17 protein-coding genes and 1 pseudogene are annotated in these 20944 nt (G+C 71.0%); 7 read left to right on the forward strand and 11 right to left on the reverse strand.

All coding sequences use genetic code 11. The features are described from left to right. Positions 1-43 precede the first annotated feature (43 nt). From ACGFYY_RS30430 to ACGFYY_RS30440, 3 genes are all read right to left on the reverse strand, one after another. A complete protein-coding gene (locus tag ACGFYY_RS30430; protein WP_393714284.1) occupies positions 44-910 on the reverse strand; it encodes a LuxR C-terminal-related transcriptional regulator in 867 nt (288 codons plus the stop codon). Between the two features lie 81 nt (positions 911-991). Beyond that, positions 992-1120: a hypothetical protein gene (locus ACGFYY_RS30435; RefSeq protein WP_393714286.1), complete on the reverse strand. Its 129-nt coding sequence runs from the start codon at positions 1118-1120 to the stop codon at positions 992-994. A 560-nt stretch (positions 1121-1680) separates the two neighbouring features. Beyond that, positions 1681-2448, reverse strand: a complete 768-nt coding sequence (locus ACGFYY_RS30440; protein WP_393714288.1) for a DeoR/GlpR family DNA-binding transcription regulator — start codon at positions 2446-2448, stop codon at positions 1681-1683. Positions 2449-2618: 170 nt separating this feature from the next. Here ACGFYY_RS30440 and ACGFYY_RS30445 point away from each other — a divergent pair, with 170 nt between their 5' ends. From ACGFYY_RS30445 to ACGFYY_RS30455, 3 genes are all read left to right on the forward strand, one after another. Beyond that, a complete protein-coding gene (locus ACGFYY_RS30445; RefSeq protein WP_393714290.1) occupies positions 2619-3845 on the forward strand; it encodes an MFS transporter in 1227 nt (408 codons plus the stop codon). A 26-nt stretch (positions 3846-3871) separates the two neighbouring features. After that, a complete protein-coding gene (locus ACGFYY_RS30450) occupies positions 3872-4111 on the forward strand; it encodes a hypothetical protein (RefSeq protein ID WP_393714292.1) in 240 nt (79 codons plus the stop codon). A 68-nt stretch (positions 4112-4179) separates the two neighbouring features. Continuing rightward, positions 4180-4785: a hypothetical protein gene (locus tag ACGFYY_RS30455; protein ID WP_393714294.1), complete on the forward strand. Its 606-nt coding sequence runs from the start codon at positions 4180-4182 to the stop codon at positions 4783-4785. A gap of 83 nt (positions 4786-4868) precedes the next feature. Here the strand turns inward: ACGFYY_RS30455 and ACGFYY_RS30460 are convergent, their stop codons facing one another. Together ACGFYY_RS30460 and ACGFYY_RS30465 are read right to left on the reverse strand one after the other, a co-directional pair. Further along, the gene (locus ACGFYY_RS30460) at positions 4869-6014 is read right to left on the reverse strand and encodes an extracellular solute-binding protein (RefSeq protein ID WP_393714295.1); all 1146 of its coding nucleotides are present in this window, start codon (positions 6012-6014) and stop codon (positions 4869-4871) included. Positions 6015-6136: 122 nt separating this feature from the next. Then, entirely contained in the window at positions 6137-8809 is a 2673-nt protein-coding gene (locus ACGFYY_RS30465; protein ID WP_393714314.1) for a SpoIIE family protein phosphatase, read from the reverse strand. Positions 8810-9173: 364 nt separating this feature from the next. On the opposite strand from ACGFYY_RS30465, the gene ACGFYY_RS30470 reads away from it, so the two are divergent. From ACGFYY_RS30470 to ACGFYY_RS30480, 3 genes are all read left to right on the forward strand, one after another. Further along, complete coding sequence (locus tag ACGFYY_RS30470; RefSeq protein WP_393714297.1) at positions 9174-10730, forward strand: alpha/beta fold hydrolase; 1557 nt, start codon at positions 9174-9176, stop codon at positions 10728-10730. A gap of 19 nt (positions 10731-10749) precedes the next feature. Beyond that, positions 10750-11847, forward strand: coding sequence for a serine hydrolase domain-containing protein (locus tag ACGFYY_RS30475; RefSeq protein ID WP_393714299.1), 1098 nt, complete (start codon positions 10750-10752; stop codon positions 11845-11847). Positions 11848-11956: 109 nt separating this feature from the next. Further along, positions 11957-12202, forward strand: a complete 246-nt coding sequence (locus ACGFYY_RS30480; RefSeq protein WP_393714301.1) for a hypothetical protein — start codon at positions 11957-11959, stop codon at positions 12200-12202. A 255-nt stretch (positions 12203-12457) separates the two neighbouring features. Here ACGFYY_RS30480 and ACGFYY_RS30485 read toward each other — a convergent pair whose 3' ends face one another. From ACGFYY_RS30485 to ACGFYY_RS30510, 6 genes are all read right to left on the reverse strand, one after another. Beyond that, the gene (locus ACGFYY_RS30485) at positions 12458-13303 is read right to left on the reverse strand and encodes a hypothetical protein (protein ID WP_393714303.1); all 846 of its coding nucleotides are present in this window, start codon (positions 13301-13303) and stop codon (positions 12458-12460) included. Between the two features lie 120 nt (positions 13304-13423). Continuing rightward, on the reverse strand, positions 13424-16084 hold the full coding sequence (locus tag ACGFYY_RS30490) for a LuxR C-terminal-related transcriptional regulator (protein ID WP_393714305.1): 2661 nt from the start codon (positions 16082-16084) through the stop codon (positions 13424-13426). Between the two features lie 599 nt (positions 16085-16683). Then, positions 16684-17328, reverse strand: coding sequence for a hypothetical protein (locus tag ACGFYY_RS30495; protein ID WP_393714306.1), 645 nt, complete (start codon positions 17326-17328; stop codon positions 16684-16686). A gap of 4 nt (positions 17329-17332) precedes the next feature. Next, positions 17333-17755 carry a hypothetical protein gene (locus ACGFYY_RS30500; protein ID WP_393714308.1) on the reverse strand — a complete coding sequence of 141 codons (423 nt, stop codon included), beginning with the start codon at positions 17753-17755 and terminating at the stop codon, positions 17333-17335. A 118-nt stretch (positions 17756-17873) separates the two neighbouring features. Further along, positions 17874-18236 carry a hypothetical protein gene (locus ACGFYY_RS30505; protein WP_393714310.1) on the reverse strand — a complete coding sequence of 121 codons (363 nt, stop codon included), beginning with the start codon at positions 18234-18236 and terminating at the stop codon, positions 17874-17876. A gap of 85 nt (positions 18237-18321) precedes the next feature. Continuing rightward, a complete protein-coding gene (locus tag ACGFYY_RS30510) occupies positions 18322-20010 on the reverse strand; it encodes an SWIM zinc finger domain-containing protein (RefSeq protein WP_393714312.1) in 1689 nt (562 codons plus the stop codon). Positions 20011-20599: 589 nt separating this feature from the next. Here ACGFYY_RS30510 and ACGFYY_RS30515 point away from each other — a divergent pair. Further along, positions 20600-20845: pseudogene (locus ACGFYY_RS30515) on the forward strand (transposase); the annotation flags it as partial. Positions 20846-20944: the final 99 nt, after the last annotated feature.

Below are 20944 nucleotides of genomic sequence, written 5' to 3' on the forward strand. Positions count from 1 at the left end.
TGAGGCCACTGTCCGTGAGGGCCGGACGGTCCCGAAAGTCCCACTAATACGCCTCTTGACGACGTCCGATCCGGTCGGAGAAATCTGCGGTACCGCGATCCCGTGACAGGTGGATCCAGGTGCTGCGGTCCACGGCGCAGGCGTCGGCGACGCCGCTCTCCGGGCCGACCCGCTCCGGGCCGACCCGCTCCGGGCCGACCCGCTCAGGGCCGGGGCTCTCCGGGCCGTCGGGTGCGAGTAACCCGTGCCGCTGGGCCAGGTAGCCGAGTTGGAAGCGGCTCGTCGCGCCGAGCTGCCGCATGATGGCGGAGACGTGGCGCTGGCAGGTGCGCACCGAGATGCCGAGTGCGCGGGCCGTGGCGCGGTCGTCGTCACCCTGCATCAGGTGCAGCAGGATGGATCGTTCGGCCTGGTCGGCGACGTCTTGGACGAAGGCCTTCTCGCGCGGTCGGCCGATGCGCTCACCCATCGCCCACAGCAGGTCGAACATCTCGGCGACGAACGCGACCAGGTCCGGGCTGCGGACGAGCAGGGCCCCACCCGCCGTATCCGGAAGGGGGAGGACGAGCAGGGACCGGTCGAAGACCAGGCACCGGGCCAGGCCGCCGGACACCGTCCTCGCCTCGGCCCCGAGGGCCGCCAGCTCCGTCTCGTACCGCACGGTCGGCGGGTCGAAGCGGGCCGAGTGCTGGTACAGCGTGCGCACGGGGATTCCCCGGGCGAGCAGGTCCCGGTGCCGGAGGCGGGCGCGGCGCAGCTCCTCCTCGGGCAGGGGGCCACCGGGACGTGCGCAGAGTACCTCCCGCGTGCACGCGGCGGACTGCTGGTCGAGGATGCGCCGTAGTGGGGCCGCGGACTCGATCCGCTCCAGTGGCGGCCCCTCCAGCGTGTGTTGGCGCGCGGCGTGCACGACGGCCGGCTCCGCGAGCTGCCCCCGGACGCGCAGGAGGTCGAGCTGGGCCCCCTGGACGCGTTCCTCCCACCGTTCGAGTCATCGCGCGGACACGTCCATGGGGTTGGTGGCTGCAAAGCAGTCGGGTCCGATGCGCTGGACCAGGTCGGTGGAGACGAGGGCGTCGAGGGAGCGGGCCATGGTGGCCGGTTCCGCCCGGGCGAGCACCTGACTCCCCCGGAGAGGCCCGTTTCCTGCGAACTCCCGGTAGAGGGACATCTCTTCAGATGTGAGCTCACGGGGTCGGTCAGGGTCCTGCGGGCGTTGCGGCGCGCCTGATTCCATTTCGCTGCCCCCTCGTTCGCATCCGTCGCGATCGCGATGCCAGGAGCCTCCGCTCCACCCCCGCCGCCCCAGGAGCGTGTATCGGACACGCTTCTCGTGGGCGGGTCTTGGCGGGAGGGCGGTGCAAGATCCTTGATCCACGGCGCAATTGGCCGGGCGGGGCGAAGGGGTAGGCCGGACGGCGGGCCTCGACGGGGATGACCGGAACGTGTAGGAGCCCGCCCGGGAGGTGCGGCACGTTCTTGCCGTCGTCTTTCCGACAGGCGGCAAGACGACGGTCGCACCCCGTTGGCGGGCGGCGGTCCCCGTGTCGATGCTGGTCGGGGCGCGTCGATCGGGGATGCGCACCACGGAGGAAAGGTGCCCACGCATGGATCCCGGACGACCGGCCGACCCCGCGCGCCGGCCGTGTGCGCGGGGACCGCCCGGGACGCCCGGCGGGCTCAGTCGTCCGCCGGATGGACCACCTCGACCCCCTGGTCGCGCAGCGCCTCGATCGCGGGGGAGTCCGCGGGGGCGTCCGTGACCACGAGGGCGATCTCCTCCATGGCGCAGATGCGCCCGAGCGCCGCGCGGCCGATCTTGTCGGCGGTCGCGACCAGGATCACGCGCTGCGCCGCGGCGACCGCCGCCCGCTTCACCTGCACGTCGTCGAGGTTGTAGGCGGTGGCGCCCTGGACGGGATCGACTCCGCAACACCCCAGGATGAACGTGTCGAAGCACAAATCCTTGAAGGTCTGTACGGGGGTGGAGCCGTGGAAGGACAGCTCCTCGGGACGCACCTGCCCACCCGGCATCACCAGTTGGACGCCGGGGTGTGCGGAGAGGGCGAAGGCCGCGTGCAGTGAGAGCGGGGCGACCGTGAGTTGGCGGTGCGCCATGGCCTTGGCGACGGCCACGGCGGTGGTACCCGTGTCCAGTGCCACGGTCTCGCCGTCGGTGAGCAGGTCGACCACGGCGCGGGCGAGCCGCTCCTTGGCCTGGGATCCGGACATGGCCCGGATCGCGTAAGGGGGCTCGACGCCGCCGGGCAGGCTGCTCACCGCGCCGCCGCGCACGCGGAGCAGGGCTCCCCGGGATTCCAGGACTTCCAGGTCCCGGCGGACGGTCATCTCGGACGCCCCGGTGGCCTGGGCCAGCTCGGCCACCGTCGCGCGGTTCTGCCGCATGAGCAGTCCCACGACGAACTTGTGCCTCTCCATCACGTTCATGTGTCTGCTTTTAGCACAGATGGTGGCGGAGGATGGCCGGGATGTGCGTTTCGAACATTCAATCTGTTGAAACGAACATACGCGATGTGTAGTTTGTGGGGAGCGGTGGGAACTACCGCCCGCCATGAACGCTGACCGTGTTCATTCGGCCGTGACCGATGAGGAGAACCATGACCGCCACCCATGAGGCCGAACCGCCGGAAGGGGGGAAGCCCCTCCTCACCCCCGTCGCGATCGGCGCCTCGTGCCTGGCGTTCGTCGTGATCGGCGCCCTCCAGGCGCTCTACGGCCCGGCGATCCCGGCCCTGCGCGACGCATTCGGCATCAGTCCGGCCGTGGCCGGGCTCAGCCTCAGCGCCCACTTCGTCGGCGCCCTCCTCGGTGTGCTGATCTACCACCTCCTGCGGGGCCGCCTGAACAACCGGGTGCTGCTCGGTGGCTCCTACCTGCTGATGGCCGCCGGCGTGGCTGCCTTCGCCTTCTCGCCGAGCTGGGGCCTCGCCCTCGCCGGCACGTTCGTCATCGGCCTGGGCTTCGGCGGCATCGACTACGGCCTCAACCAGCTCTTCGCCGTCGGCTTCGGCCACCGCAGCACCGCCATGCTCAACCTGCTGAACGCACACTTCGGCATCGGCGCGATCGCCGGCCCCGCCCTGATCGGCCGGCTCGGGGCGGACAGCTATCCGCAGATCTTCATCGGCACCGGCGTGATCAGCCTGCTGATCCTGGTCACCCTGGGCGGGGTCGCCGCCCGGGAGCCCGCGCCCGCCCCCGTGGCCGGCGCGCCGGCCGGTGGTGCCCGGGTCCTTCCGATCATCGCGGTGTTCATCGGCGTCTACGTCCTGCACGTCGCCATCGAGACCGGCGTCGGCGGCTGGGAGCCCACCCACCTGGAAGCCGTCGGATACGGCGCAGCCACCGCCGCGACCGCCACCTCCGCCTACTGGGCCGCCATGACCATCGGCCGATTCGTCGCCGCGCCGATCAGCCTGCGCTGGTCGGCGCCGTCGATCCTCCTCGTCTGCTGCGCCGGTATGGCCGGCTTCCTCCTGCCGGCGACCGTCCCGGCCCTCGCCCCGTACGCGTACTTCGGCGTCGGCCTGATGATCGCGCCGATCTTCCCGACCTGTCTGCCCTGGCTCAACCGCGCCGTTCCCGGGGTGGGTGCCGCCGGCGCCTACGTGATCGCCGCCTCGATGATCGGCGGCGTGGCGTTCCCGCCCCTCCTGGGCGCGGTCATCGACACGATGGACATCAAGACGGTGCCGCTGCTGCTGTTCCTGCTCGCCGTCGTCTGCGGCGTGCTGAGCCTGTGGCTGCGCCGCAACGCCCCCGACCCCGGCGGCGCGTCCGGTCCGCGCGACTCCGGGCGCACGGATGCCGTCACCACACTCTGAACCCGTACGACGTGAGGAACCGAAGGATGAAAGCCGTCCTCTTCGACATGCTCGGTGTCATCGCGCGTGTCCAGCCGCCCGAGTCCATGACCGCCCTGGAACGCACGGTTGGCGCCGCCCCCGACCGTTTCTGGGTGGCGTACTGGTCCGAGCGGCCCCCCTACGACCGCGGTGAGGTCACCGGCCCGCCCTGCACACGGCGCCGTACACCCCCGGCGCACCGCTCGCCGAGGGCGGCGCCCACCAGGCCAACGCCCAGGGCCTGAGGCTGCTGGCCACGTTCCTCGAACGCCACGGCGACCTGCTGTTCGGCTCCGTCCTGGACCGCGACGCGGTGGTCCTCGTCGACGGGGCCCTGACCGAGGCCGGCGCCTGGCAGCGCACCGGCCGCACCGTCCTCGCGGAACTCGCCGACGCCGTGCACCGCCGACCGGCCGACTCCGGACAGCTGATCGGGCTCGGCCGGCTCGGCGAGCAGCCCGCGCCCGCCGCCGACGGCACCCCCGTACCCGTCGCCGTGCTGCGGGCCGGGCATCCGGGCGCCGACGGTCCCGGCGAGCTGACGCTCCCGGCCGGCGAGTGCGCGGACGGCGCGGTCGCGGCCTTCCTCGCCTCGTTCGCGGCCTCGCTCCCGGCTCCGGCCGGACCGCGCCCCACCACGGCGTACGGCAGGGCCCGCGTACTGAGCCGGTCCGGACCCGACGGAGTCCGCGTCCTCGGCGCCTTCAACCCGAGCGACGACGCCGACCGGGTCACCGGCAGCGGCACCGACACCGGCGGCTGGACGCTGGACCTGCCCGCGGGCTCCGCCGCGGTCCTCGTCACCCGCGACGGCGCACTCGTGGGACGGCTCGCCACCCCCGAGGAGCCGTCCACCACCCCTGTCGCCCTCCTGTGGGGCGGCGAACAGGCCGACGCGACCCGCGTCCGGGCCTCCTGAGAACCCGGGCGGCGGGGGAGCGTACCTGACAGCGCGCCCCCGCCGCCCGGCCCTGATCCACCCCGCCGGATCCCCGCCGGGGCTCAGCCCAGGACGTCCTTGGCCCAGTTGCGGTTGACGGTCTCGCGGGCCTTCTCCCGCTGCCCCTCCGTCGGGAACGTCGGTGTGCCCTCGACCGTCGGCAGATTCTCCGCGGCGGCCTTGTCGAGGGTGCCGTCCTCGGCCATGGCCTCCATCAGGACGGGGCGCGCGTAGGCGCCGAGCCGGAGGTTCTGGCCCTCCGGGCTGAAGAGGTACTCCTGCCACAGACGGGCCGCGGCGGGGTGCGGGGCGTCCCTGTTCACCGCGCTCGCGTAGTACTCGGCGAAGCTGCCGTCGAAGGGGATGGCGGTCCGCCAGTCGACGTCCACGCCCTTCTCCCGGAACTGGTCGGCGTATCCGAGGTTGAGGAAGTCCCAGTCGATGCTGATCGGGGTCCGGCCCTCCGCGATCGTCTCCGGTGAGGACTCGACCGGGTTGAAGTTGCCGTTCCTGGCCAGCTCGGCGAAGAAGTCGATCCCGGGCTGGATGTCGCCGAAGGCCCCCCCGTTCGCCAGGGCCGCCGCGTACACGCCGGCGAAGGCGGAGCCGGACTTGGTGGGATTGCCGTTGAGCGAGACCTGGCCCTTGTACTCGGGCTTGCGCAGATCCGCGAAGGTGGAGGGGCAGTTCTTCACCCGCTTGGCGTCACAGCCGATCGAGATGTAGCCGCCGTAGTTGTTGGCCCAGCGGGCGCGTTTGTCCTTCTGCTCCTCGGGGATCCGGTCGAACTCCGCGACCTCGTACGGAGTGAGCAGGCCCTGCCGGGCCGCCGACTGGGCGAACGAGTCCCCCACGTCGATCGCGTCGGGGGCGCGGCCGTCGCGCCGGTGCTCCTTCAGTGCGTCGATCTCGTCCTGGCTGGTGCCGTCCGGGTTCTCCACAGCGACCTTGATCCCGTACTTCTTCTCGAAGCCGTCGATCAGCGCGCCGTAATTGGCCCAGTCGCGCGGAAGGGCGATCGTGTTGAGCGCGCCCTCCTTCTTCGCCGCCGCGGTCAGTGCCGCCATACCGCCGGCGTCCGCGGCGGAGGTGGCCACCGCGGGGGCGCTGGGCTCGGCGACCGGCTTGTCGCCGCAGGCGCCGAGGGACCCGCCCACAAGGGCCAGGAGGGCGGCGACGAAGGCTGTCCGGAGACGGGGTGTGGGCACAAAGGCTCCATAACGGGCGTACGCGGACCGATCGAGCCCAGCGTACGTTCGGCAGCCTCGGCGGCGCAGTCCTGGACCGTGGTGTCCGCCGTCTTCCCCGCTGCTGCCGTAGCGGCGCGCCCTCAGAACCCCTCGTCGTCCCACCCGGCCAGGAGCGCCTCCCCGAGATCCAGCGAGGCCGGCGCGTCCCCGGCGTGGAGCGACTGCTCGCTCCAGATGATCTTGCCGCGGTCGGTGTAGCGAGTGCCCCAGCGCTCGGCGAACTGCGCCACGAGGAACAGACCACGGCCGCCCTCGTCGGTGTCCGCGGCCCGACGCAGGTGCGGGGAGGTGCTGGACCCGTCGGACACCTCGCAGACCAGGTAGCGGTCGTACAGCAGCCGCACCCGGATGGGCTCGGTGCCGTACCGGACGGCATTGGTCAGCAGCTCGCTGAGGATGAGCTCCGTGGTGAACGAGATGTCCTCCAGACCCCACTCCTCCAGTCGGCGCGCGCAGGCGTTGCGCACCGGCGACACCGCCGACGGGTCGGGCGCCACGTCCCATTCGGCGATCCGCGCCGGATCCAGCAGGCGGGTACGGGCCACCAGCAGCGCGACGTCGTCGCTGGGCCGGGACGGCAGCATGGCGTCGATCACCGCCGTGCAGGTCTCCTCCGGGGTGCGGGCGGGCCCGGACAGGGCGGCGCGCAACGCCGCCAGACCGGCGTCCGGATCCTGGTCACGGCTCTCGATCAGCCCGTCGGTGAAGAGCGCCAGCCGGGAGCCCTCGGGCAGGGTGAGGGACATGGTCTCCATGGGCAGACCCGCACCCAGGCCCAGCGGCGGGGACACCGGCACATCGGGGAACGACACGGTTCCGTCGGGGGCGACGAGAGCGGGCCCCGGATGCCCGGCGCTGGCCGCGGTCACCTGCCCCGAGACGGGATCGTAGATGGCGCACAGGCAGGTGGCCCCGGTGATCCCCTGCCACTCCTGCTCGTCGGTGTCGATGTGGGCGACCAGCTCGTCCAGGTGGCTCAGGAGCTCGTCCGGGGGCAGGTCGAGGGTGGAGAAGTTGTACACGGCGGTCCGCAGGCGACCCATGGTGGCGGCGGCGTAGAGACCGTGACCGACGACGTCGCCGACCACCAGCGCCACCCGCGTCCCCGGCAGCGGGATGACATCGAACCAGTCACCGCCCACCCCGGCCTTGGCGGCCAGATAGCGGTGCGCGACCTCGACGGCGGACTGCTCGGGCACGCCCCGGGGCAGCAGACTGCGCTGCAGGGTCACGGCCATGTCGTGCTCGCGCGTGTAGCGGCGGGCATTGTCGACGGACAGCGCCGCCCGGGCGGTCAGCTCCTCGACGAAGGACACGTCCTCTCCGTCGAACGGCGGGGAGTCCTGTCCCCGCCAGTAACCGACCATGCCCAGCACCACGCCCCGGGCCCGCAGCGGCACGACGATCAGGGAGTGGATGCCGCGGTCCAGGATCTGCGCGGCGTTCGCCTGGTGCTGGGCCCGCCACCGGTGGGTGGCACGCAGGTCCGTCTCCAGGACCGCGTGGCCGCCGGCCAGCCCGGCCGCCATCGGGCCGGTGGGCCCGAACCGGATCACCTCGCCGACGGGCGAGAGCGGGTGGTCGCCCCGCAGGCCGACGACGGCGGTGCGGCGCATCTCGGTGATCACCTCGGGCGGCTCCTCACCGTGCAGCACCGGGTCCAGCAGGTCGACCGTGACCACGTCCGCGAACCGCGGGACCGCCACCTCCGCCAGTTCCTGCGCGGTGCGCTCCACGTTCAGCGTCGTACCGACCTGCACTCCCGCGTCGTACAGCAGCTTCAGCCGCTCGCGGGCCACCTCGGCCCGGCCGGCGAGCGCCCGCAGCTCCGTGGTGTCGCGCAGCGTGACGACGGTCCCGGCCTTGCCGTAGGGGGCGGTGGGCCGGATGTTCACGGCCAGCAGCCGATCGGCCGCCATGTGCAGCTCGTCGGTCGCGGACCGGCCCGACGCGATCGGATCGGCGATCCCCTCCTCCAGACCCAGATCGGTGACCGGGCGCCCTTCCGCGTCCGCCGGCAGGTCCAGCAGGCGACGCGCCTCGTCGTTGGCCAGCAGCAGCCGTCCACCACCGCCGATGATCAGTACGCCTTCCCGTACGGCGTGCAGCACGGCGTCGTGGTGCTCGTACATGCTCGTCATCTCGGCCGGCCCCAGACCGTGGGTCCGCCGCAGCAGCCGACGGCTCACCAGCGCCGTCCCGCCCGCGGACAGGGCGAGCACGCCGGCCGCGGTCCCGAGGACGACCGGCAGCTGCCCGTTCACCATGCTCTGGACGTTCTGGACCGTGACGGGGGACGAGACGACGGCGATGACCTTGCCGTCGTCGTCCTTGACGGGGACCACCGACACCACGGACTGACCCAGGGACCCGGCGAACGTCTCGGTGAAGGACGTGCCGGCCGCCGCCTTGGAGAAGGGGCCGACGACACGCTTGCCGATCTGCCGCAGGTCGCTGTGGGCGAGGGTGACCCCGTCCAGCGTGTACACGTTGATGCCGTCGACCCCGGCGATCTTCGCGGCCGCCTGGGCGCTCGGCTGGAGCTCCGCGCTGGGGTGGGGGCTGCGCACGGCGGCGACGATTCCCGGCGACTCCGCGAAGGCTCCGGCGGCGGCGAGGGTACGGTGCCGGGCGTCCAGCATCGCGGAACTCCGGGCCTGCACGACGAGCGCCACGACCGCGGCGGCGACGAGCAGGACCACGACCGCCAGCTGGAGGAGGAACACCTCGCCGGCCACGCTGCGCGCGCTCAGGAGGGAGGAAAGGCGCTGCGGTCGCCGGGCCGGCCTTCCCTTGGGGGGCGGGGCGTGCTCCTGGCGCTCCCGGCCGTCCTCCGAGGAGGGAGCACGAGGGGGAGCGGAGGGGCTCGTGGCCGAGCTGAGCAGCCGGCGCCTCAGGCCTCCCGGATAGTGGCTCACCAATCCATCTTCCAACCTCTACGCGCCGTCGGCAGCGGGGCGGCGCCCGGGCGGCGCCCCGACCGGTGAGGGACGGGTGCCGCGACGGCGCCCGGCGGGCCCTCGGACCGGCTGGTAGCGTCGATCGTGTGCGTTCCACCCATACCGCCGCGGCGTCGTCCTGCGGGGCAGCCGTTGATCGGCAGAGGAACGGGATCACATGGCAAGGCACCGCTTCCGAATCGGGGCAGCCGCCGCCGCGGCCGCCCTGGGCCTCCTGACGGCACTGTCCCCGCGTCCGGCCGGCGTCGCACCGCTCCACCCGGCCACCACCGGTCCCGGCCACGCCGCCGCGTCGCGCTTCGTGCCGGGCCCCTGCCCCAGGACTCCTGAGCCGATCGAAGCGTTGGCCACCGCCCGGTGCGGATACCTGGAGGTCCCGGAGAACCGCACGCGTCCCGGCGGCCGGACCATCCGGCTCGCCGTCGCGGTCATCCCGGCCACCTCGGCGAAACCCGCCCAGGATCCCGTGGTGTTCATGTCCGGCGGCCCCGGGGGCGAGACCTTCGACGACATCCCGTACCTCGTCTCCTCCGGCCTGAACCGGGACCGCGACCTGATCGTCATGGCCCAGCGCGGCAATCTCTACGACCAGCCCGACCTCGCCTGCCCGGAGCTGGACCACTTCTACGCCACGTCCGTCGGGCTCCCCTCCTACGCACCGGCGACGCGGCGGCTCATGCTCGACGCGGTGAAGCGGTGCCGGGACCGTCTCACGGCCGACGGAACCGACCTGAGTGCCTACAACAGCACCGAGAACGCCGCCGACTTCGCCGACCTGCGCACCGCGCTCGGCATCAAGGAATGGAACGTCTACGGCCACTCCTACGGCAGCAACCTGGCCCTGACCTACCTGCGCCTGCACCCCCGGGGGGTCCGTTCGGTGGCGTTCGACTCCATCGCCCCTCCGCGGGACGTCTCCCTGCCCTTCGCCTGGGCCGGAGCCCGGGAGGGCCTCGAGAACCTCTACAAGGCCTGCGCGGCGGAGCCCGCTTGCAAGAGCCGCTACCCGGACCTCGAACGCACCCTGAACGAGCAGGTGCGCACGCTGGAGGCCCATCCGCTCACGCTGGACGTCGCCCCACCGCAGGGCGGGGATCCGGTGAAGGTCGTCCTCGACGGCGGCGCACTGGTGAACCTGCTCGTCGCCAAGGCGATCCCGTTCAAGGACGTTCCGGCGGCGATCGACGAACTGGGCCGCGGACGCCCGGAGCGCTTCGCCCGGGCCCGCGCCGCCGGTTCGGTCCAGGTCACCGGTCAGACCGCCCACGGTCTGACGAACTCGGTGGTGTGCGCCGAGTGGATACCGGACCACTCGGCGTCGGACGTGCTGAGGGCGGGCCGCGAGGCGTTCCCCGACTGGCCGGAGCAGGTCCTGGCCCAGGCGCCTCAGCTGGCCTTCCAGGAAGAGGTGTGCCGGGTCTGGAACGTCCCGGACCGCACCGCCACGATGCGGGTGGCCCCCGCCGGATCGGTGCCGACACTCTTCCTCAACGGGACCTTCGACATGAAGACCGGGGCGAGTTGGGCGCAGCGGACGGCTCGTGAGCTGCCCCGGTCGACCACCGTACGGATCCCCGGCATCGGGCACTGGGTGGTCCCGCAGTCGCCCTGCGCCCAGCAGGTCCTGGCGTCCTTCCTCACCCGTCCGACCGCGCCCGACACCGGCTGCGTGGCGGGCCTCGAACCGGAACCGTTCACGATCACCGCCAAGTGACCGGAAGAAGGTGGGATCCGTGCGTCGGACGATGTCGTGGTGCACCGCCGGCGGCGCCATGGTCGCGCTGGTACTCGCCGGCGTCGTCGTCCCGGGGGCTCACGCGGCCGGCGACGACCGCGCCGCACGCAGCGCGGCGGTCCTGCGGCAACTGGTGCCTTCTTCCGACGGCCCCGGCTGTGCGGCGGCCGTCGGCAAGCGGGGAAGCGTCGTCTGGGAGGCGGGGAGGGGGAAGGCCGATCTGGCGACCGGGCGCCCCATCACCTCGAAGACGGTCTTCGACATGGCGTCCAACTCCAAGCAGTTCACGGCGGACGCCGTCCTCCTGCTCGCCGGGCGGCACCGACTGGCGCTGACCGACCCCCTGTCCGACTTCCTGGACGACCCGCCCGCCTGGGCGCGTGACGTCACCCTGGGCGACCTGATGCGCCACACCAGTGGCATCACCGACTACCAGGATCTGCTGGAGGCCAAGGGCATCGGGCTGACGGACCCGGCAGGCCAGCGGGAAGCGATCGCGGCCATCCTCGCCGCACAGCCGGAGGAGCCGCCGGGCAAGCGCTTCTCCTACTCCAATTCCAACTACGTCCTCCTGGCGCACGTCGTCGAGAAGGTCACCGGCACGCCCTTCCCGACCTTCCTCCAACAGGAGTTCTTCACCCCGCTGCACCTGCGCATGGTGTTGTCCCCGGCGGCGGACGTTCCGGGCAAGGCGACGTCGTACGACGAGAAGGACGGCTCCTTCACCCCGAATTCCTCCCCCTGGAAACAGTACGGGGACGGGTCCGTCCAGACCACACCCGGGGAATTCGTCCGCTGGGCCGACAATTACCGCACCGGTCGGATCGGCGGCACGGAACTGCTCACCGGCGTCACGGAGGGGGCGGTGAGCGTGGGCGACGTGCTGCGGGGACGCGGCATCGAAGAAGGGCGGTACGGGGCCGGAATCCTCCTGCTCCCCGACAAGAGCCTGGTGCACCGCGGTGACTGGGAGGGATTCCACAGCACCTTCGAAGTGAGCCCGGACCGCACCACCGCCGTCACCGTCGTGTGCAACGTGGATTCCCCCGACCACTTCCGTGCGGCCGGTCAACTGCTGGACATATGGACCAAGTGACGGGTCCTCGGCGATCGCGCGGCCGCTTGAGCAGCCGATGCTCACGTCGCCCGGGAGCGGGCCTGCGAATCTCGACACACTTGCAGGTTCCACCCCGTACGAGGGACACATGCCCACACGCACTCTGCCGTCGAACGCGCCTCCGGGCGCGGGTCCCCAGGGCCCCGTGCCCGGCTCGGCCGTCATCCAGACCCGCTCCATCGACACGCACCTCCACGAGGACCCGCTCGCCGTCGAGGCAGTCGGCCCCGCCGAACCACTCGCCCCGCACCAGGCCGGTGCCGGACCGTCGGGCGATCGTCGCGTGATTCCCGCGGAGGGTACGACGATCACGTGCGGCCGGCCGTCGACGTAGCTGCCCCAGAAGGTATGGCTCGGCCCGTCGTGGACGATCGTCCCCAGGCCCATGTGCACCCCGTCAGGATGCCTGAACGCGACAGCGCCGTCCGGGTAGGTGCCGAGCGGGCAGGTCGCGAGGACCCGCCCGGTGGCCGCCTCGACCACCCACCACTCGTCCACCCACCACTCGTCGCCGTGGTCCTCGGGGGCGTCCTGGTGGGCGCCCGGTCCCTCGATGGTCCCGTCCCCATCCCGGTCCCCGTCCCGTCGTTCACGCGTGCCGGGCCGTGGCGAGCAGTCCTCGGAACCCCGCGACGAAGCGGTCGCCCGCGGCGCCGCCGTCGAGGGGGAACATGTGGCTCGACGCCTCGGCCTCACCCAGCCACCCGGACCGGACATCGACGTGCGGTCCGAGAAGCGCCACGCCGGAACCGTCCGTCACCAGGGTCTGCGCGAGCCTTCCGACACGGGCGAAACCCTGCCCGTCGGTGTCCACGATCAGCAGCACCACCAGCTTCTCCGTGAGGACGCACACCGCGAGCTGGACGGGCGCCAGGTCGAACCGGCCACGGTCGACGGTGCCGCTGTAGGTGTAGCGCGTCTCGCAGCACAGCCGCACGAGCGTACGCAGGTCCCCCAGCGAGTAGCGGTGCACCGTGTCCTCCAACAGGCCGAGGACACGGCCGTCCAGCTCGTGCGGGTCGCAGAGTCGGGTGTGGCGTTCAGGTGCCGGATCCGAGGTGGTTCCGCCTCCGTGCCCGAGGAGGAGGGACAGGCCGACACGACGCCCGGCACGCACGAACTGCCAGGGGACGAACATCGATACGAGCACGAGCACCGGTCCGGCGATCAGGCCGACCACGTCGCGCTGCACGATCCCGGCTGCCAGGAATCCCAGCCCGAGGGCACCGAACCCGGCGACCGCCGATACGAGGGCGCCCCTGAACCCCAGGTGCAGCGTCAGGGCCAGCCCGGCGGCGAAGACCGTGCAGACCAGCCAGACGGGCAGACCCCCGCCGGGGTGGGCCGTGAGCGAGCCGAACGCGTATCCGTTGAAGAGGTGTGCCGCGCATGCGGTGGCTCCGAGGAGCGTGAGTGCGGCGGAACGTGTGTTCATGTGCGGGAACGGACTCCTCGGTGCGGGGATTCTCCTTCGGATACCCAACCGTGGCGGGAGCCGGTGCGCGTGAGTAGCGGGTACTCAAGCCGTGCCGTGCGACCGCAGGGGAACGCGGCTTCAGCCGCCCTGCCGAGGGGCCGGCCGGGTGGCCAGGTCGCGGCGCGAGGCGATCCCCAACTTGGCGTAGACCCGCTGCAGGTGGTTCTCCACCGTTCGCGTGGACAGGTGCAGTTCGTCTGCGATCTGCTTGTTGGTGATCCCGGTCGTCGCGAGGGAGGCGATCTCCCTCTCCCGCGCGGTGAGCGGGGCGGCCGACCGGAGACACAGCAACCCGGGGGTGACGGCTCCTTGGCAGGAGCGCGCCAGCTCGGCCGATGTGTGCAGGGCGGACGTCGCGCGCCGCGGATCTCCCGCGCGGTGGAAGGCGTTCGCCGCCGCCGCGGCCGCTTCCGCCGCCACCAGCAGAGCACCGATCTCTTCCAGCTCGTCGGCCGCCCGGAGCAGACCCGCACCGTCCTGCGCGGCGTGGGCGCGTGCGAACCGCACTCTCGGGGACGCGAACGCTCCGTCGCACCTCCCCTCCAGTCCCACCATCCGGGCCAGCACCCGCGACGCGGCGCCGAGGCGGGCGGCGTCCGTGAGGAGCAGCAACTCGGAGGAGACCGCACCGGCCTCCCGGGCCTGATCCGCCGCTCCCGTCAGGACGTCGCATGCCGCCGTGGTGTGTCCTCGGGCCGCGAGTGCCCAGGCCTTCCCCAGCGCCTGCTCACCGGGGAGGAAGAAGACGTCCGGGTATCCGGCCAGGTCCGCGACCAGGGCATCGGCCTCGTCCGTACGACCGAGTACGGCATTGGCCGCCGCGAGTCCCGCCGCGGCCGGCCGCAGCGGGACGAGAATGCCGTCGCCCAGGGACAACTCCAGCGTCTCGGCGAACCAGCGGCGCGCGTCGCCGACCCTCCCCTGCAACCAGGCCGTGCGCCCCAGGTCGTACGAGAGCCAGGCCGCGGGCTGCGTGGCGTTGTCGGTCAGCGCCTCCCGATGTCCCCGCTCGGCCGCGCGTCGCGCGCCGGTGAGGTCCCCGGCGGCCATGCGGGACAGGGACAGCACGGACAGCGCGGCCGCGGGATGCTGGATGATGATCCGCTTGCTCGCCTCGACGTGCTCCGCGTACGTGCGGCCGGCCAGGGCGACCGCTTCCTCGGTCCGGCCCGCGGCGCTCAGTCCCAGTGCTTTCATGGCGCAGGCGTAGAGACGCACCCGCTCGTCGGGGATCTGCTCGACCTCGTCGAGCAGGTCGAGGCCCTCGTCGGTGCGGCCGGAGAAGGCCAGCATCGCGCCCTCGTTCGCCCGGAGCGCGGCCCGCGCCTGCGCGTCACCCGTCGCCTCGAACGCCTGCCGATTGACCTGGAGGGCATCGGCGACGCGGGCCGCCCCCCAGAAGAGGTTCTGCGTCCTCTCGATCGCCAGGCGAAGGCGTTCGGCTTCCGTGCCCGCCGTGCCGTACGCCCGTTCCAGCAGACGCTCGGAGTCGTCGTAGCGGTGCAGCAGGTAGTAGGCCTCGCCCAGTTGCAGCATCGTCTCCTCGGTCACCGAGGCAGGGGGAAGCGCCTCCAGCAGATCCACGACCTGGACGTAGTCGTGGCTGTGGCGCGCGAGCATCGCGGCCTCCACGATCAGGTGCGGGTCCGCCGTACCCCGCGCACCCAACTGCCACGTCGCGATCCGCAACACGTCCTCCAGGCGTTTGGCGCCGTGGGCGAGGACGCTCCGTTCACACTCGCCGAGAATGTGAACGCGTCGACTCACGGGCACGGTCTCCAGGAGGATCTCGCCGTAGAGCGGGTGCGCCAACGTGGCGGTCATGCGGCGCCGGGAGACATGGACGTGGATCAGGTCCGCCTCCTCCAGCGCGAAGAACGCTTCCGCCGACGTCGCCCGGATGAGATCCGGTACCCCCATCGGCCCCGCCACCGCGAGCGTTTCCAGGGTCCGCGTGCCCTGCGCGCCGTAGCGCTTCAGCCGGGTACGGATCAGCTGGCTCAGCCTGGCCGTCCGGAGTGGACCCGTCGCCTGACCGGGGGCCCGCCACACACCACCACGGGGGACCAGGGCGTGGGAGCCGAGCATGCCCAACACCAGCTCCCGGAGGAAGAGCAGGTTGCCTTCGCTCAGGCGGTGCAGCTCGCACACGACCTTTCGCTCGACGACTCCACCGAGGACCGTGGTCAGGACTCCCTCCACCTCGTCCTCGGACAGTCCGTGGAGGTCCACGTGCGCCATGGTCTCGGTCCGGTCGATGGCGAGCACCGCGTCGGACACCATCACATCGGAACGCAGGGTCGCGACCAGGAAGATGGACTCCATGTCCAGCAACTGCCCGATGAGCGTGGCCGAGCTGGCGTCGAGCAGATTCACATCGTCGACGAACAGGGCGAAGCCGTGGCCTTCCCGGTCCACGAAAGCCGCTCTCGCCGCGTGGAAGGCGGCGGGAGCATCGCCGAAATCGAGACTGTCGGGGAGGAGGTGCGCGAGAGCACCGAACGGAATGGTGCCCGCCGCTGCCGTCGCTGTCGCCCGGCTCCCCTGACGGCCCGCCGCCAGGGCCCTCTCCCACACGTGCGTGGCCAGGCGGGTCTTGCCGACACCCGCCGATCCCCGGATCACGACCCCGTGGCAGGAGGGGTCGGACAGGGCCGCCTCGCACACCTCCTTCTCCGCTTCCCTGCCGACGAGGGGCCAGGCGCGTTGGACATCACGCTTCGTGTACGGAGAATGCAAGGCAGCCACCTGAGCTCTGAACCGGTGCCGACACCCGGCACGGGTCGCCGATGCGGACCCGGGCCCGGCGGGCGCAGGACGACCTTGCACGTCCACGGGCCTCCTCGGCGTGAGTAGATGCTACTCAAGCGGCCTCCGCCCGATGGGCTCCGAGCCACGAGGCGTCTACTTCCACCCGCGCCTGCGCTTCCCCGCCCACGAGAGCCCGTCCCGCTGGAACGACCACGTCCTGTTCGCACAACGGGAGCGGCTCGAACCCGTGCCAGGATGCGGCGCGGTGAGTGCTGGGAAGCCCCGGGGAGGACTGACCGGGCAGGCGACGTCGTTGTAAGGTGCGGCGACCGCCCTTGACCTGCGTGAGCAGGCAGGGAGCAGACAATCCGGGAGTTTCTCCATGCTTCGTACCATGTTCAAGTCCCACATCTGACATCCGGACGTTTCCGCAGGTCAGGGCCATGTTGCCCTCGGGCAGGTCAGCAAATGACCAGCATGGGCCGGGGAGCATGTCCTCCTCATTCGGGCCTCCGGCGTCGTGACATGGAGCGAACTGGTGACATCCCGACCGGACCGTAAGCTGCCGGCCTCGGCTCCTGGACATGTCACCAGCGGGTGAGATCCACCAGGTACCGGCAGTGCGGGTCGTCCGCGCCATCAGATGTCCGCCACTCCTCGCCGAGCAGTGAGGGAAGTGCGGCGAGGAGCGCGGTCAGTGCACCGCCCGGCTGGACATCGGCGGCGATCACGCTGGATGCCTCGTCGCTGTCCATGTAGAGGCGCAGAAGACCTCCTTCCCGGAACAGGAATCCGCGCAGCCTTGCCGGGGGCTGTTCCTCGGACGGACGGGCCAGGCATCGCAGGAGGGTGGCAGCCCAGTCGTCCGTGGTGAAGGGTGCTTCTTTCAGCTGGGTCGGGTCGACGAGGTAGAGGTCCATTCCCATGACGGACGTGACCCTGTCCGAGGGGTAGATATGTGTTCCGGTGTGTACCGCCCGGAGCAGGGCGACGACGTCGTGCGGGGTGCGCAATTCCTCACCGGAACCGAGGGGGATCTCGTACGCCGTCAGGCGGGCGGGATCGCATTCGCCCCCGTCGCCGAGGGCGACCCGAACGGCCGGGGCCCCGGACGGAGCGGGCAGGACTCCCCGTACATGCTGGTCCTCCAGCAGCGGCGCGTAGACGTAGTCCAGCAGAAGGGCGGCCACTTCCACCTGAAGGTCTTCGATCTCGTGCTCGTCTTCGCTCACCGAATCACTCATTCACCCAGTTCGGGCACTTCGGCATACCGTTGCAGTACGCGGTGATCACACCGATTACGTTCCCGGGCCCCGCGTCGTACCTCTTGTCCACCGTCTTGCGCGCGTACCGCACCTTGACGATGAGCTTCACACGTCCGTGCGCCCGGTTGGAGGCCCAGCCCCAGTACTGGATGTTGGCACCGTCCAACTTGTCGACGTTGCCCTGGAGCGGGATGTTGACCAGCGCGCACTTTCTGATGTTGTGTGCACCGGTGAAGTGGTTCCAGCCCAGTTCGCCGTTGCCGACGCGCGTGGGGATCTTCCGGCCGTCCGGATCGGTCGCATTGCACTTGACGGTCTTCTCCCAGTAAGGGCCCGCGTGGACGGGCGTGGCGAAGCCCGCGAGGAGTAAAGCCGCTACGGCGATAGGTGTCATAAGTGTCGCGATACTCTTCATGCCGTGACCGTTGCATGCGCCGAAAAGGCCGGTAAGTTGCTTACGTAGTTTTCACTCCATCCGGCTATTTGTCATATGGGCCCTCTTGTCGGCGTGATCAGCCAGCCAGCCAGCCAGCCAGTCGCGGAGCGTACTGGACCGGTGTGCCGAACTGCGTCAGCTGCCGCTCCATTGAGGAGATCTTGCGCTCGGCTCGCTCCTTGCCCGACGGTGAACCCGTCACCGATCGGACCAGCGACGGGCACAGGGCCGCGCCGACCGCTGCCCTGGTCGCCATGCGGCCGACGGCAGGCGCCGATGTAACCGACTTCGCCTGCTCTGGTACGGCGGGGCCTTCCGGCTTACCTGGACCGAGGTCAAGGACGGCACGACCCGTCTCCGCCAGACGGCCCTCGCCCGTGCCGGTGCGCGGATCGCACATGACGCCCCGAGCGCCGCCCTCGGCGATTGCGACGTGCACGTGACGGGCGAGTCCTTCGGCGCTGTGAAATCCCAGCTTCGCACTCGTCTTCGTCGGCGGCGTGATTCTGCGGCGGGCAAGTCGCTCAGAGCCCGTGCTGATCGAGAATGGCCATGAGCTTCCGCTTGCGTTTCTGGTTGGCGCGCAAGGTGGCCAGGTAGGTGGCGAACTCGGCCTCGGTACCGAGCGTCCGATGGCAGGCGCGAGCGCTGAGGAGGAGCTCCGCGAGGCGTTCGTACGTACTGTCACCGGTCTGCTTGCGCAGTGGCTCGATCCAGCGGAGGTAGACGGTCAGTGCGTCGGCCGGTTGCCGGTCGCGGAGCCGGTCTGCCAGGGTGAGCCACTGGCGCTGGTCGGCGTAGCCGTCGGTGGCGGCCTGCCAGGCGGGCTGGAGGTCGTTGTCGTCGATGAGCGCGTCGACCAGCAGGGAGCCGTCGTACCAGCGGCCCGTCTTGGGCTGGGAGACGGCCTTCAGCGACTCCAGGGCGTCCGTGCGTTCGGCGCCTTCCCAGATTCCGGCCGCCCGGGCCGCTGTACGCAGATTCTGGTAGGCGGCCAGCGAGGGACGGGCGCGCAGCAGGTCCCGGCGGACCGCGACCACGTCGGCCAGGCGGTCGGCCCGCTCGTATCGCTCGCAGACGAAGGCGACCAGATCGCTGTCCGGTCCCCATTCGGAGACGGTCTCCCGCAGTCCGCGTTCCGCCCACTCCAAGGCCTCGACCGGGCGGCCCGCCGTCTCCAGCTCCCTGGCGATCCCCAGGTGGGTGTGGCCGTTCGGGGCGAGGTCCGCCGCGTGGACCTCTACCAGTGCGTCCACGCTGTCGCCGTCGGCCTTCAGGAGACGCTCCATGAGGTACTTCTCCGCCCACCCCTTGGGGTTCGCCTGCCAAGCAGTCACCACCAATGCCCGCGCCCGGGCCAGGCCCGGGTCACCGAGCACCTCGCGGTAGTCGAAGAGGTCGATGTCGGTGGCATCGTTCATCTCGTTCAGCAGGTACTGCACCAGCCACTCGGCGGTCTCCACCTGGTCGGGCCGGGCAGTCCGGCAGGCCTCCAGATGGGCTTCGGCCAGCCCGGTGGCGACGTCCCCGATCAGGCCGTCCGAGTCGTCGATCTCGCCGTACGTTCGCCCCAGAGCCTGGAGAGCCTCACGGGCCACCTCCACAGCGTCCGCCGAGCGGCCGCTCGCCGTCAGCGCCCGGAGTGCGGTGACGGCCTCAGCTGCCTGCCGCCCGTAGGCGTGGGCGTCGGAGTACTCGACGTACCCGTAGCGGGCGAAGGGGCGGGTGTCGAGGAGGCTCAGGATGCGCTCCCGGACGATGCCGGCGTCCTCCCCGGCGGCGGCCGCGCGCAGTGCGAGGCGCCGCCGCAGGTCACGGTCATCGGCCAGCTGCTCCCGTAGCAGGGCGAGCAGTTCTTCCCGGGTGCGGGACTCCAGCCATGTGTCCAGCAGTTGGGTACGCGAGGCGGCGGCCGACCGCTGCTGCGGTACGGAATAGGCCTGCCCCAAGACGGCCAGGCCGACTGCCACACAGTGCTTGCAGAAGTTGCCGTCCCGGCCGTAAGGGCAGTCGCACCAGCCGGTCAGTCCACCGTCCTCGTCCTCGGTGAGCTCCACCTCGTAGGCTTCGCTTCCGTCGACGGTGGCGGTGATCGCTTCGTCTCCGATCTCCAGCCGGGAGACCGCGGACAGATAGCCGAGCCCCCGCTCGAAGGAGCGCGCCCCCGCCAGCCGGCGCAGGTCTTCCTCGGTGAAACCAAGAGCATGTGTCACGGCATACATTCAATCGGATGGAGAGCGTTCACCACCGTGGTTTGCGGAGGGTTGAGTCTCTTCGGCGGTCGACGTCACTGCGAAGCCCAACAGGTTCGACTCGCAGTCGGCCGCCGTCGCGCTCAAGGACCTGGAGTACCTCCAGGAGGTCCACCACTGTGCGTGCCCGGACGGTGTCAGGGCGATAGCCTCGGCAGCCGCCCGTTCGTGGATGTCGTCCTCCCATTCCCCATCCCACTCGTGGGCGATCGCCAGGCATGAGGCCTGCTGCGCTTGCCTGCGGCCACGTCGAAGAGGTCGTAGCGCCAACCCTCAGCTGGAAACCCGATGGTGGGCCTCGCTTCGCCGAGGCCACAGGGGTTAAACAGATGATCGAAGAATTCGAGCAGGTCTGGGTCTCAGTAGCTGTTGTCGTTCCGATCTTGAGGGGTGGGTGTCGAACGGGAGTCTCGTTTGGGTGACCGTGGTCGGCTGCGGGCATGAAGGCAGGGCCTCTTGGTAGCTCGGGGTTGCGAAGCCAACCGAGATCCAGGAGACCCTGTTGCCGCAGTTGTACGTGCTCGCGCCGGTGGAGTTCAACTCGGCTGCTCTGTCGTGTGATTGTGTCGCTCACCGGTTCGGGAATGCGGCCGACCATCCAGAGCGTGTTCGGAGGTATCCCTCGGACATGACGGACACGGAGTGGGCCGTGGTCCGGCCGCTGCTGCCGGTGCCGGGCTGGCTGCGAGGTCGGGGCGGGCAGCCGGAGGCGTACTGCCACCGGGCGATACTGGACGCGATCCGCTATCTGGTCGACAACGGAACGAAGTGGCGGGCCATGCCGGCCGACTTCCCTTGTATTATGTGGAATCTGACTTGTCAAGGTCATTGGCAGTGCCAGCGACTGCCGGCCCGCACTCGGCGGGAAGGTGGGCGACGACCAAGGCGACTGCGT

The sequence above is a fragment of the Streptomyces sp. NPDC048331 genome (assembly GCF_043201215.1).
Taxonomy (GTDB): Bacteria; Actinomycetota; Actinomycetes; order Streptomycetales; family Streptomycetaceae; genus Streptomyces.

Excerpts from the sequence above, each read along its gene's own strand:
- ACGFYY_RS30440 (WP_393714288.1), bottom strand. The coding sequence starts at position 2,448 with ATGAACGTGATGGAGAGGCACAAGTTCGTCGTGGGACTGCTCATGCGG.
- ACGFYY_RS30445 (WP_393714290.1), top strand. The coding sequence starts at position 2,619 with ATGACCGCCACCCATGAGGCCGAACCGCCGGAAGGGGGGAAGCCCCTC.
- ACGFYY_RS30450 (WP_393714292.1), top strand. The coding sequence starts at position 3,872 with ATGAAAGCCGTCCTCTTCGACATGCTCGGTGTCATCGCGCGTGTCCAG.
- ACGFYY_RS30470 (WP_393714297.1), top strand. The coding sequence starts at position 9,174 with ATGGCAAGGCACCGCTTCCGAATCGGGGCAGCCGCCGCCGCGGCCGCC.
- ACGFYY_RS30480 (WP_393714301.1), top strand. The coding sequence starts at position 11,957 with ATGCCCACACGCACTCTGCCGTCGAACGCGCCTCCGGGCGCGGGTCCC.
- ACGFYY_RS30485 (WP_393714303.1), bottom strand. The coding sequence starts at position 13,303 with ATGAACACACGTTCCGCCGCACTCACGCTCCTCGGAGCCACCGCATGC.
- ACGFYY_RS30500 (WP_393714308.1), bottom strand. The coding sequence starts at position 17,755 with ATGACACCTATCGCCGTAGCGGCTTTACTCCTCGCGGGCTTCGCCACG.